Source organism: Gordonia sp. (in: high G+C Gram-positive bacteria) (assembly GCF_049647785.1).
In the GTDB taxonomy this organism is placed as follows: Bacteria; Actinomycetota; Actinomycetes; order Mycobacteriales; family Mycobacteriaceae; genus Gordonia.
In genome coordinates this window covers 45890-62658 of sequence record NZ_JBARYI010000051.1, presented here as the reverse complement: position 1 = coordinate 62658, position 16769 = coordinate 45890, and the positions used below count along the sequence as shown (strand labels likewise).

Below are 16769 nucleotides of genomic sequence, written 5' to 3'. Positions count from 1 at the left end.
TTGGGAACAAGAGGGCGAAGTTGACGTGGCTGTAACGCGCTGATGCCCGCCGCGAAACAGTCCCACGACACCGTGAGGAACATGTCGACCGAATTCGCGCCTTCGACTCAGCCTTTGCCGACCGATGCCCCGCGTCGCTCGGTCGAGACCGTCTGTGGCTACTGCGGCGTGGGCTGCGGCATCACCCTCGAAGTGGTCGACGGGACGGTCGCCAAAGCCCGCGGCACGGCGTCCCACCCCGCCAATCACGGCCGCCTGTGCACCAAGGGCGCCACCACCGCCGAGATGCTGAAGGCACCTGGTCGACTCACGACCGCAACCGTGCGACACGACCGCAACGCCGAGCCCCGCACAACCCCCATCGACGAAGCGATCACCGAGACTGCGCGACGACTCTCGGCGATCCGCACCGAATACGGTCCGGATGCCGTCGCCCTGTACGTGTCGGGCCAAATGTCACTCGAGGCGCAATATTTGGCAAACAAGCTGGCCAAAGGCTTCCTCGGAACCAACCAGATCGAATCGAACTCTCGACTATGCATGGCTAGCGCTGGTACCGGTTACAAGCAGTCCCTGGGTGCCGACGGGCCGCCGGGGAGCTACGACGACCTCGATCATGCCGACGCCTTCCTCGTGATCGGTTCCAACATGGCCGACTGCCACCCGATCCTGTTTCTCCGCCTCCTCGACCGAGTGGCGGCGGGCGCGAAGTTGATCGTCGTGGACCCGCGCCGAACGGCGACCGCGAACAAAGCGCACCTGCACCTGCCGGTCCGCCCCGGCACCGATCTGGCGCTCCTCAACGGCCTCCTGCGACTCATTGTCGAGGCGGGCGGCGTCGATGACGAGTTCATCGCCGCGCACACCGAGGGGTGGGACGAGACCCTCACACTGCTCGCCGACTACCCGGCGGACAGGGTGGCCGAGCTGACCGGCGTCGACGAATCAATGTTGCGCGAGGCGGCACAAATTCTCGCGAGCGCCGACAACTGGATGAGCCTCTGGACGATGGGCCTCAACCAGTCGACGCACGGCACGTGGAACACCAACGCCATCTGCAATCTGCATCTGGCGACCGGAACCATCTGTCGCACCGGATCCGGGCCCTTCTCCCTCACCGGCCAACCTAACGCGATGGGAGGACGCGAAATGGGCTACATGGGTCCGGGGTTACCGGGACAGCGAACAGTCGCCAACGCCGACCACCGCGCCGAAACTGAGCGGATCTGGAAGATACCCGCTGGCACCCTGCACACGGGTGTCGGTTGTGCCGACATTGAGGGGCCTGGCTCGGGCGGAACTATCGACATGTTCGCTTCCCTCGCCAGCGGCGGGATTCGAGCGATCTGGATCATCTGTACCAACCCGGTTGCATCCGTGGCGAATCGGGCGACGGTTGTCCAGGCACTCGAAGCTGCGGAGTTGGTGGTGGTGCAGGAAGCCTTTTCCGGTGCCGAAACCACCGCGTTTGCCGACATCGTGTTGCCCGCCGCCCTGTGGGCCGAGGCCGAAGGCACCATGGTCAACTCCGAACGCAGTGTCATGCTGACCCAACCGGCCGTCACGCCACCCGGGCAAGCTCTCCCCGACTGGCAAATCATCGCGCGTGTGGCGTGCGAGATGGGTTTTGCCGACGCCTTCGATTACCCCGATGCGGCGGCCGTTTTCGATGAGATCACCGGGTTCCACAATCCAACCACCGGCTGGGACTTTCGGGGCATCGACTACGCCCGACTCGCCGCCGGCCCGGTCCAATGGCCCGCCGCGCCCGGCGGTCCCGCGCGCAACCCGATTCGCTACGTCCACGACGGCACACTGACATTTCCGACTGCCAGCGGTCGTGCTCGGTTTTGGGCGCGCCCGCACCTACCGCCAGCCGAGATGCCCGACGACGACTACCCGATGCTTCTCACCACCGGACGCCTTGCACACCAGTGGCACACCATGACCAAGACCGGTCGCGTCGCCAAACTCAATCGCCTCGACCCGCACTCGTTTGTGCAGATCAATCCGGCCGACGCAACCGCCTCCGGGATTGCCGAAGGCGACCTCGTCGAACTGCGCTCGCGGCGCGGGACCGCCCAGGTGCCGGCCAGGGTCGACGACGCCGTCGCACCCGGAGTCTGCTTTGTGCCGATGCACTGGGCCGACAGCTTCGGTCAGCACCTCGCCATCAACGCGGTCACCAACGACGCGGTCGATCCTGACTCACTGCAACCGGAATTTAAGGCATGCGCGGTGTCCCTCACGCGCCTCGCCCCCGCCGCTTCTGCCACCGCCCCCGAGGAGAGACCAATCACCGCAGTGGAACTGACCCCCAAATCGCTGGCGGCCGCGCTCGGCGTCAGCCGTGACGAACCGAAATTGTCCGATACCGAACGCGGCTATTTGTCGGGGATGCTGCAGGGTTTGGAGGCCAATCCGCCGGTCGGAGCTGTCCCGACTGTCCCGGAGCGCTCACCGCTGTCGTCCTTGACCCGCGCATGGGTGGAAGGTGTACTCGCCGGATACTTTTCGCGGGTTCCCGCCAACCCCACTGCTGGCGCGGCGGTGACCTCAATCCGGGTGGTGTGGGCCTCCCAGACAGGGACCGCCGAGGAGTATGCCGCCGACGCCTCGGCCGAACTTGAGGCCGCAGGATTCGCGGTCACGACGGTGTGCGCCGACCGCGTCGCCATCGACGATCTAGCAGGCAACGTTGTATTCATTGTCGCCAGTACCGGCAATGGCGACGCCCCCGACAACGGCCTCGCCCTGTGGGACGCACTCGCCTGTGCCAGCGCCAACGACATCGACGAACTGCGCTATGCCGTCATCGGCTTCGGGGACTCGTCGTACGCCGACTTCTGCGGCTTCGCGCGCAAACTCGACGCCCGCCTCGACGTCCTGGGCGGAAGCCGGCTGACGCCGCCGGCGTTCTGCGAGCCGGACTTCACCGATCGCGCTGCGACGTGGCTCGCCGACACGATGGCAGCAGTCGGCGGGGCCACGAGCACATCGACAGTTCCCGAACCTGCCTCAGCGGCCAAAGCTCCGGAAAAGAACACCTATTCCAAAAAGCACCCGTACCTGGCACCGATCATCGGCAACTCCATCCTCACCGCCCCGGAATCCGACAAACAGGTGCGTCGCATCACCTTTGGCATCGATCCGGAAGTGCTGAGCTACACCGCCGGCGATGCGCTTGGCGTGTGGCCACGCAACAGTGACGCCCTCGTCACCGAGTGGCTCGAACGCACCGGCCTCGACGGAACCGAAACCGTCATCGTCGACGGCGAACCCGTTGACCTGCGTCTCGCGCTGAGCGAGCACTACGAGATTGCGCGGTGCACCCGCGACATCGTGGCCTTTGTCGCCAGCCATCACAACGATCCCGAACTCGCCGCCCTGCTCGACGATCCCGCGGCGTTCACCGAGTGGGCGTGGGGCAGACAGTCGGTCGATCTGCTGATCACACACCCCGTCGAAGCGCCAGCCGTAGATTGGCTCAGCGTGTGCAAGCGGTTGCAGCCGCGGCTGTACTCAATCTCTTCCAGCCCCTCCACGACCCCGGACCGCGTGGAAGCAACCGTGTCGGTGGTGCAGTTCGGCGAGGACCTCCCGCGTCGCGGCGTGTGCTCCGGCTTCCTCGCGGACAGTGACCCCACCTCGGATGTCCCACCCAACGCTCGAATCTTTATCCAGCCCAACACCAAATTTAGTCTGCCCGCCGAGCCTGATGCACCGGTAATCATGATCGGCCCGGGAACCGGGATTGCCCCGTTCCGCAGTTTCTTGCACGAACGCCTCGCAACCGGTGCAACCGGCGACAACTGGGTCTTCTTCGGAGAACGCCACCGCGACACCGACTTTCATTACCGCGACGAACTCCTCGGCTTCCTCGAGTCCGGGCTTGTCACCCGCCTCGACACCGCGTTCTCCCGCGACCAACCCGAAAAGGTCTACGTCCAGGACCACATGGCCGCAAATGCCTCGGAGATCTGGGCGTGGCTCCGTCGCGGGGCGCATATCTACGTGTGCGGCGATGCTAAGTCGATGGCGCGCGACGTCGACGACTGTCTCCACGCGATCGTCGCCCAGCACGGTCGTCTCGCCCCGTCCGGTGTTGACGCTTACGTCCGCGCTCTCGCTGCCGATGGCCGATACGTGCGCGACGTGTATTGACGTGCGCTGTCCGAAACATGAGCGAAACCCAGTCGGGCGGTTGTCATCTGCTCGCAACTTGGCGCGCGCCGTCGGGTAACACCGCGTTCCTATCGTCGTTCGCATGGTCGGTTAAAGAACGACCGGATCGACCGCACGACGCGTCAATCGAGGAGGCTTCAGCATGAGTATGACCACCACCAAACGAACCGCAGTAGTGATCGGGCACGGGATGGTCGGGCACCGATTCGTCGAAGCGCTCCGCACCCGCGATGCTGCGGGCCACTGGCGTGTGGTGATCTTCGGCGAGGAAACCGATCCGGCCTACGACCGCGTCGGGCTTTCCGGCTACATCGGTGCCTGGGACCGCGAGGCGCTCGCCCTCCCCGGTTCTCGCTACCCCGACGACGGTGCCGTCGACCTCCGCGTCGGCGAGCACGTCACCGGTATCGACCGCAAACGTCGCGTCGTCACCACGGACGCGGGCACCGAAGTTGCCTACGACTGCGTCGTATTGGCGACCGGTTCACGCGCCTTTGTGCCGCCGGTCCCCGGATTCGATACCGCGGGCTGCCACGTGTACCGAACGCTCGACGACCTCGACGCCATCCGCGCCGACGCCGACCGGGCACTCGCCGGAAACCAAGCAACCAAACCGGTCGGCATAGTGGTCGGCGGCGGCCTCCTCGGCCTCGAAGCCGCCAACGCACTGCGCCTGATGGGGTTGGCTCCGCACGTTGTCGAAGTGAACCCGCGTCTGATGCCACAGCAAGTCGACACCGGCGGCGGCGAACACTTGGCCCGCATGATCGGCAACCTCGGCATCACGATTTCCCTCTCGTCGGGAGTCTCTGGAATCGAACGCGCCGCTGATGGCCTCACCGTGACTTTGGCCGACGGCACAGCGGTCGACGCGGCCCTCCTCGTCTTCGCCGCCGGCGTTCGTCCCCGCGACGAACTCGCCCGTGAGGCCGGCCTCGACATCGCCGAGCGCGGTGGCGTGCTCACCGACAGCACTTGCACCACAAGCGATCCCGACATTTACGCGGTCGGCGAGGTCGCCGCCATCGAAGGTCGCTGCTACGGCCTCGTCGCCCCCGGCTATGCCACAGCGGAAGTCGTCGCCGATCAACTCCTCGGGGGTTCGGCATCGTTCCCCGGAGCCGACATGTCGACGAAGCTAAAACTGCTGGGCGTGGATGTCGCCAGCTTTGGCGATGCCCTCAGCACCACTCCCGGCGCCCTCGACGTTGTCGTGTCCGACCCCATCGGCGGGGTGTACTCCAAACTCGTCCTCTCCGACGACGCCAGCACCCTGCTCGGCGGCGTGTTAGTCGGCAACGCGAGTTCGTACGGGCTGCTGCGGCCACTTGTCGGATCCACATTGCCGGGCGACCCGGTGAGCCTTATCAGCCCGGCCGGAGAATCCCCGGCACTCGGCGTCGCGGCATTGGGTGACGACGCCCAAATCTGTTCCTGCAATGATGTTTCCAAAGGCACGCTGTGCGCGGCGATCGCCGATGGTGCCTGCGACGTCGCCGCACTAAAGTCGTGCACCGGTGCCGGGACCTCGTGCGGCTCCTGTATCCCGCTGCTGTCGCAAATCCTCGCAGAGTCCGGGGTCGAACAGTCCACTGAACTGTGCGAGCACTTCACCCTCTCGCGCGCCGAACTGTTCGAGACCGTCCGCGCGAGTGACCTCCGAACTTTCTCCGGCATCGTGGAACGGTTCGGTACCGGCACCGGTTGCGATATCTGTAAACCCACCATTGCCTCGATCCTCGCCTCACTGGGCAGCGGCCACATCCTCGACGGCGAGCAGGCCGCACTCCAAGACTCCAACGACCGATTTCTCGCCAACATTCAACGAAACGGCACCTACTCGGTAGTCCCGCGTGTTCCCGGCGGTGACATCACCCCCGAGCACCTCATCCTGATCGGCGAAATTGCCCGCGACTTCGGGCTGTACACCAAGATCACCGGTGGTCAGCGCATTGATATGTTCGGTGCCACTGTCGACCAGCTTCCCTTGATCTGGCGGCGCCTCGTCGACGGCGGCATGGAATCCGGCCACGCGTACGGAAAGTCGTTGCGGACGGTGAAGAGTTGCGTCGGCTCGGACTGGTGTCGCTACGGGCAGCAGGATTCGGTCCGCATGGCGATCGACCTGGAGTTGCGGTATCGCGGGCTGCGGTCGCCGCACAAGATCAAGATGGGCGTCTCCGGCTGCGCCCGCGAATGCGCCGAAGCTCGAGGCAAAGACGTCGGCGTGATTGCCACCGAAAAGGGCTGGAACCTCTATGTCGCAGGCAACGGCGGCATGACTCCGAAACACGCGCAACTCCTGGCTGGCGACCTCGATGATGCGACGCTGATCGCCTACATCGATCGCTTCCTCATGTACTACATCCGGACGGCCGAGCGCCTGCAGCGCACTGCGCCGTGGCTCGAGGAACTCGACGGTGGACTCGACCGACTCAAGGCTGTCGTGATCGACGATGTCCTTGGCTTGGCCGCCGACTTCGAAGCCGACATGGAGCGACACGTCGCCGATTACCAGTGTGAGTGGAAGGGCGTCCTCGACGACCCCGACAAGCTCTCCCGGTTCGTCTCGTTTGTGAATGCCCCCGGTGTCCCCGACCCCACCGTTGCCTTCGGCGAGAGCAATGGCCGCAAGGTCCCCGTTCTGCTCGGCTCCCCAGGTATGCCCGCCCCTGCCCTACCCACCCCTGCCCTTCCCACCCTTGCCCTACCCACCGTCTGACCTGCCCAGCGTCTGAAAGGCTCACCGATGACCAGCAACTTCGACCTGCACCGCTGGACCCGCGACTGGACGGCAGCGTGTCACACCGACCGTCTCGACCGGTTGCGCGGCGTAGCCGTTCTCTTGCCCGACGGCGCGCAGGTGGCCCTGTTCCGTCTCGCCGACGACAGCCTGCGCGCGGTCGGCAACATCGACCCGATCGGGCGGGCCGCAGTCATTTCGCGTGGCATCGTCGGTGACCGCAATGGTTTTCCGGTCGTCGCCTCACCCCTCAAGAAGCAGGCCTTCAGTCTCATCGACGGTCGCTGCCTCGACGTTGAAGGCGTCCGAATCCCGGTATACGGCACCCGGATTGGCCTCGACGGTACGGTGTTCGTCGCTAACTCTCCCGACATCCGGTTTGCCTTCCGGCCCGACGGATTCGGGCAGCGAGAAGCTGCATCGTGACCGTCGTACTGGCCGCGCATGGCACGCGCAACCCGCACGGCGTCGAACTTCTGGGTGAATTGGCCCAGGCGATCTCGGCCAGGCTCGCCGACGCCGTTCATCTGAGTTTCGTCGACGTCCTCGGCCCCAGCCCCAGCGAGGTTCTGGCCACCCTGCCCGCCGGGCCGGTGACCGTCCTGCCAGCATTCCTGTCGCGCGGCTATCACGTCCGTGTCGACATTCCCGCTCACCTCGAACGTGCTAATCGTCCGATACGACTGGCGGAAGCGCTCGGGCCGTCACGACTGCTCGTGACGGCCCTCCAAGGCCGCCTGGCCGAGGCCGGGGCGACGCGCAACGACGCCGTCGTCCTGGCCGCGGCCGGTTCGTCCGACCCGGCAGCGCACCGCGATATCGAAGTTGTGGCGTGCGGCCTTTCTCATCAGATCGATGCACCCGTTCGAGTGGCGTTCGCGAGTGTAGTTCCCGGTTCTGCCTACCCGTCGGTGGCCGATACCGTCGCAGAACTTCGCGAAGACCGAGGCGTTCGACGGGTTGCGGTCGCCTCGTACCTCTTGGCCGACGGACTGTTTCAGCAGCGGCTCGCCGCGAGCGGAGCCGATATCGTCGCGCGGCCGCTCGGACTGACCGCGCCGGTCATCGAATTGGCCTGCGCGCGAATCGCGTCGGCCACTTCCTGGAAACTCACTGATCCGGATCGACGTCTAATCGATATCCCCGCTTGACGACGGTTGCCACCATCCCGCGGTTCCCCAGGGCAGTGCGGAGCCGAGCCACGGCCACCTCGACGGCATGCTCGTCGCCAGCGCCGATCGACTTCAGCAGTTCAGCCCTCGACAGGACCGTGCCCGGGCGCTCGGCGAGTCGCGCCAGCAGCCGCAGGGACGCTGCCGGCAGATCGATCACTTCCCCATCAACGACTACCGAATCGGCCCGAATCCCCAACCGATGCCCACCCGCCAGCAAGTCCGGATGTGCCGCCGGTAGGTCTTCGGCAACCAATCGAGCCAATGCTCCCAAGCGCATGCGGTCGGGCCACTTACTGATGACTCCGGCCAGTTCCAGGGGTGCCGCCGTGACCGGTCCCACGCTGTAGGTCGACACCGAATCTTGTAGCGCCTCAACAAGTTCGGCACGAAGGCCGAGTTCGCCCGCGCGAGTCAGCATCGACACGGCGGCCGGTCCCGAAGTAAAGGTGATCGCATCGACCCGCCGATGGGCGACGTCGGAGATGAGGCCATCGAATGCGGTGAGGTCGGTGGGCCGGCGCCAGCTGTACACGGGCACGGCGATCACGTCCGCACCCATCGCGGTCAGGCCGTCAACGAAGTCGCGGTTGGGATCCCAGCCGTCGATCGCACCGTGCAACTGCACGGCGACGCGTTTACCTGCGACGTCGGACGGATTGAGGTACTCGAGTACTTCGGCCGACGACTCCGACGCCGGAGACCATTCTTCTCGCAAACCGGCGGCCCGCAGCGCCCCGGTCACCTTGGGTCCGCGGGAAATGATCCGGGCACCGGTAAACGCTGCCATCAGTTCATCGGCCAGACCCCACTCGTCGGCGGCCTCCACCCAGCCGCGGAACCCGATACCGGTCGTCGGGATCAGAAGGTCGGGAGGGCTTGCGATCACCGCTTCGGTCCCCGCACGCAAGGCGGGATCGTCTGGGAGCGGCACCATTTCGATCGCCGCAGCTGAGGTCACCCGAGCACCGCGACGGATCAGCAATGCTCCGAGTTCTTCGGCGCGTCGCGCCGCAGTCACCGCGACGGTGAACCCCGCCAACGATCCTTCCGCTGGCGGGGTGGTCCGAGAGATATCAACACTCATAGGGAGATCTTGGCAGACTCGGCAACCATGGCCGCATCCTCGCGCTTGCGCGGGACTGCAACGTACACGCGCCACGTCACCGCGGCCGCGATCGCGTAGAACGCTGCGAACACCATGACGGCGATCGCCGCGTCGCCTGTGCTCATGTACGACTGCCGCAGCGCCATGTTGATCCCCACTCCGCCGAGGCCTCCGACGGCCCCGGCGATGCCGATCACCGCACCCGACATCGCCCGTGAGTAGTTGGCTCGGCCGACCTCGTCAAGCGGAAGCGACCGCGACTTCGCATCGAACACGGACGGGATGATCTTGTACACCGAACCGTTGCCCATACCGGACAAGATGAAGAGGGCGATGAACCCGACCGCCTGGATGGCAATCGACTCACCGATCAGGAGAATGCTGGCAGCGACGATCATGCCGCCGAACACAGCCAGAGTGACGCGGCTGCCGCCGATGCGGTCGGCGAGTTTGCCGCCATAGACGCGGGCGATGGATCCCAGGAGCGGGCCGATGAACGCGATCTGTGCCGCATGCAGTGATGCCTGCGCGGGGGTATCACCGGCTTCGATGAAGTTCAGTGACAGAACCTGCGAGAACGCGAATGCGAACCCGATGAATGAGCCGAAGGTTCCGATGTACAACAGTGAGATCAACCAGGTGTCACGGTCGGCGATCGCCGAACGCATCGCGGCCATATCGACGCCTGGACCGTCGAGGTTGTCCATAAAGAGGGCTGCGCCAACGGCAGCAACGGCCAACAAGACGAGGTAGACGGCGCACACCCAGTACGGCGCACGATTGCCTGCCCACGCAATAACCAGCAAGCCGACGAGTTGCACAGCGGGGACGCCAAGGTTGCCTCCACCGGCATTAAGGCCGAGCGCCCATCCCTTGAGTCGTTGCGGATAGAAGGCGTTGATGTTGGTCATCGACGAGGCGAAGTTGCCGCCACCGAAGCCGGCAAGCGCAGCACACGCCAGGTACATCCACAGCGGCTGTCCGGGATTAGCCAGGATTGCGATGGTCGCGACCACCGGAATGACCAGCACGATGGCCGAGAACATGGTCCATCGGCGGCCACCGAAGCGGGTGGTGGCCATCGTGTACGGGAATCGCAGCAGTGAGCCGGTGAGGGTGGCGACCGCGCCGATGAGGAATTTATCTCCCGCGCTGATGCCGTACACATCGGTCGGCATAAATAGCACCATCACCGACCAGAGGGTCCAGACGGAGAAGCCGACATGCTCGGCAATAACCGACCAGATCAGGTTGCGACGCGCGATAGCCGAACCGCCGGACTCCCAGTCGTTGGTGTTCTCCGGATCCCAGTTGGTGATCCGGTGCCGCTGCTTGTCTTCAACGAACCCGGGATTCACCGATCCGGTTGGGATGCTTCCACTTTCCACGTGCTACCTCCTAAAACTGTCCGGCGCAATGCTGTCGCGTCGAGAACCGTCCGGATGACCACCGGACGATTCCGAAGGTATGGGCGCGATGTTGCCAACACCGGCGGACTCGATCACGCGTACGTAATGAAGTCCTCACGGCCGATAAGCAACGTCGGTGAGGTGACCGCGGGAGGTTTGCGATCCCTTTGCCGACTTTCCAGAAACCTGCCAGAGATCCTCCAGAGGCCCCACAGAACTCGCTCCTAGATTCATTCATGTCGGACGCGAGATACGCGATCGTCGAGGATCGAAAAGACCAATAGCTTCTCGCAACTCGGCGACTATCCGAATGATTGAGGAGCACGGCATGAACTTTGATCGCAATGAGCGCAACGATCACAACAACCGCCACCGTGAACCGCAGCCCCGCCGTCGTCGCCGCGAGCGCCGCTGGGACCGCCACAATAAGCGCTGGTCGTGGGTCTGGGTTGGCTAAGCCACAGCCCTTCCCCCGCAGGTAGACATCAAGTGCGCCGACCCTACCCCCGGGTCGGCGCACTTGCCCTGCCTGCAGCTTCAGGGCTTGCGGATCCCTCGGCAGAATTGGATGCAGGAAATGAACCTTTCGACGACCGCACGACGGTACTACCCCTTCCTTTCAGGGCAAAAGAATCACCTTATTGGTGCCGCAGTCTTTCTACTTATTGCCGCCGCCTGCGACGCCATCGGCGTCTTTGTCTTAGCCGATGTTGTCGACGGGGCGTTAGGCGCCAATGGATGGCATACTTTCGCCAGGCTCGCCGCCGTGTGGCTCGGTGTGACTGCGGTCAGCGTTGGTGCCGACTACCTCGGGATGGTGCTGGCAACCATCGCCTCCGAGCGCACCGTTCTGGCCATGCGCACGGCATTGTTTGCCCACATCCAGCGCCTCGCTCCCGTCAGCCACCGCCGCCGTGGACTAGGCGACCTGATGGTCCGGCACTCCAGTGACCTCGAAGCCGTGGAGCAGCTGATCGGCACCGGCATCATGTCGTTCGCCGTCGCGGCAGCCAACGCCGCCGGCCTGCTGATCGCCGCTTTCATCCTGAACCCCGTCGTCGCAGGTGTCGCCGTCGCCGCCTGCCCCATCTTGTGGGCGGTCTCCGCGTACTTCGGACGAAAACAGACGGTCACCACGCAGAAAGAACGCGCAGCCAATAGCGCCATTGCCGACTCGGTGTACTCGGCCCTCGCCGGGCATGAGACCACTGTCGCCTACAACCAGCAGGAGCGAGAAGCCGCCGACCTCGCTCGAAACGGGCGGCGGTGGGCAGCAGCGAGAATCGGTCAGACACGCGTCGAAGCCGGTTTTGGGAGCGCACTCGGGTTCACACAGGTTCTTCTCTCTCTAGCCGTCACCCTCGCGGGCGTCTGGCAGGTACGCCAGGGCGCACTGACGGTGGGACAAATGTTGGCTCTGACCGGTTACCTCGGGATGCTCTACCCCCGGCTTCAGCAAATTGCCGATGTGCGGCTGTCGATCGCCGAAGCAGGCGTCAGCGCCGCGCGGGTGTCAGAACTGCTCGACGAGCCACCGCACCGGCCCGACCCCGAGTACGCCAAACCGCTTCCGCCGGTCAAGAGCCACGACCCGGTCACCGTCGAACTGAACGACGTCCATTTCGCCTACGACGGCCACGCAGTTCTAACCGGGACAGATCTCCGACTGCTCCCCGGGACCATTACCGCGCTGACCGGTCCTAGCGGCGCTGGAAAATCCACCCTCGCCACCATGATCTGCGCGCTCGAGAACCCCGACTCCGGGACGGTAACAATCAATGGGCACGACCTCACCCGAACGACGGGCCGGTCCGTCCGCGACCAAGTGACGCTACTCCCGCAAGTCCCACATGTGCGCCCGGGGACCGTCGCTGACAACATCGCCTACGGCAGACCAGAAGCGAGCCGTGCAGAAGTGCGATCCGCCGCCATTGACGCCGGTGCCCACAGCTTTATCACCGACCTTCCCGACGGCTACGACACGTATCTCGCCGGTGACGGACTAGAACTGTCCGGCGGCCAACGCCAGCGCCTAGCCGTCGCACGGGCCATGCTTCGCGATACTCCGGTGCTGGTGCTCGACGAACCCAGTGCAGCACTCGACGATGCCTCGGTCACCGAGATCATCGGACCGTTGCGAGCCTTGTCTTCCGGCCGCACCACGCTGCTGATCACTCACGATTCCCGGCTGACACCAATCGCCGACACCGTCGTCGAATTGCGGCACGGCCGGATACACCCAGCAGGAGAAACTGCCGACCTACGAAATCTTCAATACCCCCATGGCATTGCCGAGGATGGTGCCGAGATAGAGGGTGCCATCCCATTCGGCAACCGCAGTGACGAAGCCGAAGTCGAGATCGTCGATCCGAATGTCGTGGACCAGGGATCCGTCGAAGGTGTAGGCCTGGACCCAGATGATCTCCTCGGCGGTCGGTCCCAGGCTCTGCGGTGCTCGGGCCAGGACTTTGCGGGCACGCGTAGGAAGCCGGAAGATGCCTTCCAGGACCGAGTTTCGTGGTGAAGCCAGCGCCACCCACAGCAGTCCGTCACTGCCGATCGACATATTGTCCGGGTAGCCGCCGAGTCCATCGAGAAAGACGTCGGACGTCCCAGCGGCATCACCGGTCAGCCAGTAGCGCGAGATTCGGGATGCGCCGGTCTCCGCGACGAGGACGTACTGATCATGCGGTCCCAGGACCACGCCATTCGCGAACTGCAGATCATTGCGCAGCACCTCGACAGAGCCACCGGGCCGCAGTCGCATCAGGCGGCCGGTACCCGAATGCTCAATGAGGTCCGACCGCCAGCGGTCGATCGTGAAGTTCTGCGACGACGACGAAAAGTAGAGGGTGTCGTCGGATGCCTTGACGACGTTGCTCGCAAACCGCAGGGGACGACCATCCACCGAGTCGGCTAGCACTCGAGCACGCGATTGGCCGGCGTCGAGAACCAGGAGTCCACGGTCGTGGTCGCAGATGTAGATGCTGCCGTCTTCCGCGAATTCCAAGCCCAGTAGTCGCCCGGCGGTGTCAGCAAGGACCGCGACTTCCCCACTGACAGGATCGACGGCCAACAGGCGACCGTCGTCGAGCCCGGTGGCGATCCTGCCGTCAGGAAGGCAGACAACGTCTTCGGGAGAGGTTCCGGGGAGTGCAATGCGGTGAAACGAGGTCACGGCCACATTCTTATCAGCAAACGAGACCCACCACCGCACACCGCGCGCGAGGTTGCCGCCTTCGGAGGAAGCTTCCGACCAAAGACCTATATAAACTTATGCACCAAGGTTCATATGAACCCTATTGCATAGTGTGTAGTTGCATTGCTAGGTTGTGTTCATGGCACTCGAGCACGCAATCCTTGTGTCGCTCTCCGAGCGGCCCGGCACCGGCTACGAAATCGGTCAGCAGTTCTCCCGATCGATCGGCTATTTCTGGTCGGCTACGCACCAGCAGATCTACCGGACTCTGAAAAAGCTGCACGCCGACGGACTGGTGAGCTTTGAATCCATTGCGCAAGACGGACGTCCCGACAAGAAGGTGTACACGCTCTCCAACGCGGGCGAGGCGATGCTCGCCGACTGGGTCAACAGCCCCACCCCGCTGACCCCGCTGCGCAGTGACCTCGGAGTGAAGCTTCGCGCCGCCGATCTGGGCGACCTCCCGACAGTCATCAGCGAACTTCGCGCTCATCGCGATGAGGCCAATGGTCTCCTGGAGATCTACCGAGGATGGTCGGAGCAGTACTACCCCGAGCCCGACAATCTCACCGGCCGCAAACTCAACCAGTATCTGGTTCTCCGTGGCGGCATTCGCATGAGTGAGCACACCGTCGGCTGGTGCGACGAAGTCCTCGAACGCTACGAACGCGAACTTGCCCGAACCACCGCGACAGCCTCTGCCGCCCCCTAATCCGCTCCCCCGAACAAGCACTTCACATGCACCACAGCCTGCAACAATCCTTCGGAAGAAAGGTCGCGCCATGACAGCCCAATCAGCGCCCAACGCCCATTACCCTCGACTCATGGAGCCGCTGAAAATTGGCGGCATGACGCTCGACAATCGCGTCGTCATGGGGTCGATGCACACCGGCCTCGAAGATCGGCTGTGGGACACCCCCAAGCTAGCGGCGTACTACGCTGAGCGCGCCCGCGGCGGAGTCGGCCTCATCATCACCGGCGGCTTCTCGCCGAGCCGAACCGGCTTGCTTTCGCCCTTTGCGGGCAAGATGACCAACAACGCCGACATGATCCGTCACCGCGAGTTCACCAAGGCCGTTCATGCCGAGGGTGGCAAGATCGCGCTGCAAATCATCCACGCGGGTCGGTACGGCTACACCCCGTTCAAGGTCGCCGCCGGTAGCGAGCCCAGCCCGATTCACCCGTTCAAGCACATCAAGATGACCGAGCAGATGATCTGGCACGTTATCCGCTCGTTCGGCAGCGCCGCCAAGCTCGCGCATCGCGCAGGCTACGACGCCATCGAGATCATGGGCGGCGAAGGCTACCTGATCAACCAGTTCTTGTGCCCGCACACCAACGACCGCACCGACAAGTGGGGCGGCAGCACCGAGAACCGCCAGCGATTCCTCGTCGAGATCATCAAGGATGTCCGCAAGAAGGTGCCGCGCGACTTCCCGGTGATCCTGCGGCAAAGCGTCGCCGACTTCGTGAAGAACGGTCAGACGTTCGACGAGATCGCCCTGCTGGCCCAGCGTGCCGAAGAACTCGGCGTCGACGCCATCAACACCGACATCGGTTGGCACGAGGCACAGGTCCCGACCATCGTGACATCGGTCCCGCGCGCCGCGTTCGTCAAGTTCACCGAACGGTTGCGCGACGTCGTCGACATTCCACTCATCGCCTCGAACCGCATCAATACGCCGGAGGTGGCCGAGGAAATTCTCGAGCGCGGAAAGGTTGACGCCGTCTCGATGGCTCGCCCGCTGCTGGCCGACCCGGATTTTGTTAACAAGGCGCGCGATGGTCGTGCCGACGAGATCAACACCTGCATCGGCTGCAACCAGGCCTGCCTGGACCACGCGTTCGTCGGCAAGAAGGTCTCCTGCCTGCTGAACCCGCGCGCTGGTCGGGAAACCGTCCTGACCTTAGGCGCTACCCGCACTGCGAAGCGCGTGGCTGTGGTCGGTGCCGGTCCCGCCGGATTGTCGGCTGCCGTGTCGGCCGCGCAGCGCGGTCACCGCGTCGACCTGTACGAGGGCGGCACGAGCATCGGTGGCCAGTTCTCGATCGCCGCTCGGATCCCGGGCAAGGAAGAGTTCAACGAGACGATCCGCTACTACGGCCGCCAGTTGGAGATCAACCACGTCAACGTTCATCTCGAAACCCGTGTCACCGCGCAGGAACTCATCGACGGCGGCTACGACCAGGTGGTTGTCGCTACGGGTGTGGTGCCGCGCATCCCGCAGATCGACGGCATCGATCACCCGATGGTGATGTCTTATGCCGACGCCGTCCTCGGTCACCGCGAGGTCGGCAAGCGGGTAGCCGTCATCGGTGCGGGTGGCATTGGTTTCGACGTTTCCGAGTTCCTCACCGTCGACGAGTCCCCCACCTTGAACTTGAAGGAGTGGGAGCAAGAGTGGGGCGTCACCGACGACCTCGACACCCCCGGGTTCCTCACCAAGCCGCGCCCGCTGCCTGCCGTCCGCGAGGTTTTCATGGTCCAGCGCAAGACCGGCAAACAGGGCCGAGGCCTCGGCAAGACGACCGGGTGGGTGCACCGCGCCAGCGTCAAGATGAAGGGCGTTGAGCAGATCTCGGGCGCCGTCTACGACAAGATCGACGACGCCGGCCTGCACATCACCCTCCACGACAAGGAAGGTAACGAGACGGGCAAGCGCATTCTCGAGGTCGACAACGTCGTCGTGTGTGCCGGCCAGGAATCTGTTCGCGACCTGGTTGATCCGTTGACCACCGCAGGCATCATCACCCATGTGATCGGCGGCGCCGACCTAGCGTCCGAACTCGACGCGAAGCGCGCCATCCGCCAGGGCACCGAGGTCGCCGCCGGAATGCCCTGACCGACACCGCCTTCAGGCGAGCCCCCCGCTCGTTCTCGCATGATGCGTTGATTCCCGCTCCACGTCTGACGTGGAGCGGGAATCAACGCATCATGCGAGAAGGGCGGGGC

10 protein-coding genes and 1 pseudogene are annotated in these 16769 nt (G+C 64.4%); 8 read left to right on the top strand and 3 right to left on the bottom strand.

Features of this window, described 5'->3' with window-relative positions:
- The first annotated feature begins 81 nt into the window (after positions 1–81).
- The 4 genes from WBA38_RS07795 (at position 82) to WBA38_RS07780 (ending at position 8079) form a co-directional block, all read left to right on the top strand.
- On the top strand, positions 82–4164 hold the full coding sequence (locus WBA38_RS07795) for a molybdopterin-dependent oxidoreductase (RefSeq protein WP_424322433.1): 4083 nt from the start codon (positions 82–84) through the stop codon (positions 4162–4164).
- A gap of 163 nt (positions 4165–4327) precedes the next feature.
- The gene (nirB, locus tag WBA38_RS07790) at positions 4328–6907 is read left to right on the top strand and encodes a nitrite reductase large subunit NirB (protein WP_424294456.1); all 2580 of its coding nucleotides are present in this window, start codon (positions 4328–4330) and stop codon (positions 6905–6907) included.
- Positions 6908–6934: 27 nt separating this feature from the next.
- Entirely contained in the window at positions 6935–7354 is a 420-nt protein-coding gene (gene nirD, locus WBA38_RS07785) for a nitrite reductase small subunit NirD (RefSeq protein ID WP_424294455.1), read from the top strand.
- Entirely contained in the window at positions 7351–8079 is a 729-nt protein-coding gene (locus WBA38_RS07780) for a sirohydrochlorin chelatase (RefSeq protein ID WP_424322432.1), read from the top strand. Before nirD ends, WBA38_RS07780 begins: the two co-directional genes overlap by 4 nt.
- Here the strand turns inward: WBA38_RS07780 and WBA38_RS07775 are convergent.
- Positions 8039–9187, bottom strand: a complete 1149-nt coding sequence (locus WBA38_RS07775; protein WP_424293594.1) for a uroporphyrinogen-III synthase — start codon at positions 9185–9187, stop codon at positions 8039–8041. The genes WBA38_RS07780 and WBA38_RS07775 overlap by 41 nt on opposite strands.
- On the bottom strand, positions 9184–10566 hold the full coding sequence (locus WBA38_RS07770; protein ID WP_424293596.1) for an MFS transporter: 1383 nt from the start codon (positions 10564–10566) through the stop codon (positions 9184–9186). The genes WBA38_RS07775 and WBA38_RS07770 overlap by 4 nt, the downstream gene beginning before the upstream one ends.
- A gap of 379 nt (positions 10567–10945) precedes the next feature.
- Here WBA38_RS07770 and WBA38_RS07765 point away from each other — a divergent pair, with 379 nt between their 5' ends.
- Positions 10946–11074 carry a hypothetical protein gene (locus tag WBA38_RS07765; RefSeq protein ID WP_424293595.1) on the top strand — a complete coding sequence of 43 codons (129 nt, stop codon included), beginning with the start codon at positions 10946–10948 and terminating at the stop codon, positions 11072–11074.
- Positions 11075–11194: 120 nt separating this feature from the next.
- On the top strand, positions 11195–13141 hold the full coding sequence (locus WBA38_RS07760) for an ABC transporter ATP-binding protein (RefSeq protein WP_424322431.1): 1947 nt from the start codon (positions 11195–11197) through the stop codon (positions 13139–13141).
- Between the two features lie 9 nt (positions 13142–13150).
- On the opposite strand, the pseudogene WBA38_RS07755 reads toward WBA38_RS07760, so the two are convergent.
- Positions 13151–13795 (bottom strand): annotated as a pseudogene (locus WBA38_RS07755) (SMP-30/gluconolactonase/LRE family protein); the annotation flags it as partial.
- Positions 13796–13955: 160 nt separating this feature from the next.
- Between WBA38_RS07755 and WBA38_RS07750 the strand changes: the two are divergent.
- A complete protein-coding gene (locus WBA38_RS07750) occupies positions 13956–14528 on the top strand; it encodes a PadR family transcriptional regulator (protein WP_424296183.1) in 573 nt (190 codons plus the stop codon).
- Positions 14529–14598: 70 nt separating this feature from the next.
- A complete protein-coding gene (locus WBA38_RS07745; protein WP_424296181.1) occupies positions 14599–16659 on the top strand; it encodes an FAD-dependent oxidoreductase in 2061 nt (686 codons plus the stop codon).
- Positions 16660–16769: the final 110 nt, after the last annotated feature.